Annotated in this window: 3 protein-coding genes; all 3 read left to right on the forward strand. The window is 73.7% G+C overall.

The genetic code is table 11. The annotated features are described in order from the left end of the window. Positions 1 to 435, forward strand: a 435-nt coding sequence (locus B8460_RS15355; RefSeq protein WP_048862484.1) for a type VI secretion system-associated FHA domain protein, incomplete at its 5' end; no start/stop codon positions are given. Next, a complete protein-coding gene (gene tssJ / locus B8460_RS15360; protein ID WP_048862485.1) occupies positions 432 to 926 on the forward strand; it encodes a type VI secretion system lipoprotein TssJ in 495 nt (164 codons plus the stop codon). The genes B8460_RS15355 and tssJ, both read left to right, overlap by 4 nt. A gap of 5 nt (positions 927 to 931) precedes the next feature. Continuing rightward, positions 932 to 1,590, forward strand: a 659-nt coding sequence (gene tssK / locus B8460_RS15365) for a type VI secretion system baseplate subunit TssK (protein WP_048862486.1), incomplete at its 3' end; no start/stop codon positions are given.

The raw sequence follows: 1,590 nt of genomic DNA on the forward strand, positions 1-1,590 counted from the left end.
TTCGCCGGCCGCCGCGCCTCCTTCGGCCGCCTCCGCCGCCTGCTTGCCGACCGCAACCGCGACGCGCCGCGCATCGATGAGGCGATGCGCGAGGCGCTCGAGCGCGCCGCCGCCCAGCGGCGGGCCTATCACGCGGCGGTCGAGGCCGGGCTGCACACGGTCACGGACACGCTGTCGGCCGACGCGCTGGCAAAGCGCTTCACCGACGTGATCCACGCGATCGGCCGGCGGCGGCGCGAGTCCGAGCTGTGGCGCCTGTTCACCCTGATGGGCAACGAGCTGAAGCAACTCGCCGAATTGCGCTTCCAGAAGGAGGTCGACGCCCATATGCGTCGCCACGACGAGCAACGTCCGGCGTCCGACCCCATGACGCCCGACTCCCTGAGGCCCGACTCCCTGGCACCCGGGTCCGCCGCGCGAGGACCCCGGCGATGAGCGGCATGCCGCGTCCGGCCCGCGCCGCGCGCCTCGCGCTGCTGGGGGCCGTGTCCCTGCTCGCGGCCTGCGGCGCGCCGACCTCGGGACAGCTCACGGTGACGATCCAGCCGTCGCAGCAGATCAATCCCAACAGCGAGAACCAGCCGTCCCCGGTCGTCCTGCGCGTCTATGACCTGAAGGGGACGGACTATTTCACGTCCGCGCCCTTCGCCGAGCTGTACCCCACCGAAAGCGCCAAGTTCGGCCCCGACATGCTGGGACGGCGGGAGGTGTTCGTCGAGCCCGGGAAGCCGCTCACCCTGACGGAGGACATGCCGCCGCAGACGACCGCGATCGGCATCCTCGTCGCCTTCCGCAGCCTCGACAACGCGGTCTGGCGCCTGACCTTCCCGGTGGAGTGGGACTCCGACACCAGCATGACGCTGCTGCTGAGCGCACATACGGTCTCGCAGGCCCCGCCCTCGTCGGGCTTCCTCGGGCTGTTCTGACCCGCATGTCCGCAGACAGCCGCCCGCTCTGGTTCGAAGGCCAGCTTGTCCGGCCGCAGCACCTCCAGCACCTGGTGCGCTGGGCGGAGGGCGACCGGACGCGCCACGCCCGTGCCCTGCGCCCCGACGGCTACGGGGTGCACACGATCGAGATCGACGAAAGCCTGCTCGCGCTCGGCCGCGTCGGACTGCGGCGCGGTCTGTTGGTGCTGCCGGACGGCAGCGTGATCGACATCCCCGGACGCGACGCGGAGCCGCCCGCGCTGCGCATCCCGCCGGAGGCGGCCGGACGCACGGTCCGGCTCGCGCTGCCGCTGCAGAGCGGCGACGCGCGCGAGGTGGGGCCGGACGCGCGCTACACGCGCCAGACGCAGCCGGTGCGCGACAGCACCGGCGACGGCACCGCGCAGGACGTCGCGGTGGGGGGCGCCAATCTGCGTCTGCTGCTCGAAGGCGACGCGGAGGGGGATCTGGTCACTCTGCCCATCGCCCGCATCCGGCAGGTGGACGCCGCCGGGGCGGTGCTGCTCGATCCGGGCTTCATCCCGCCCGCGCTGCGGCTCGGCGCGCATCCCGCCCTCGCCGGCTATGCGCGCGACGTGCAGGGCATGCTGGCCGGCCGCGGCGCGTCGCTCGCCGCGCGCATCGACCCGGCGCGCGCCGG

The organism is Acidisphaera rubrifaciens HS-AP3 (assembly GCF_000964365.1).
Classification (GTDB): domain Bacteria; phylum Pseudomonadota; class Alphaproteobacteria; order Acetobacterales; family Acetobacteraceae; genus Acidisphaera; species Acidisphaera rubrifaciens.

Bases quoted from the DNA above. Each gene is read 5' to 3' on its own strand.
- tssJ (WP_048862485.1), top strand. From the start codon at position 432: ATGAGCGGCATGCCGCGTCCGGCCCGCGCCGCGCGCCTCGCGCTGCTG.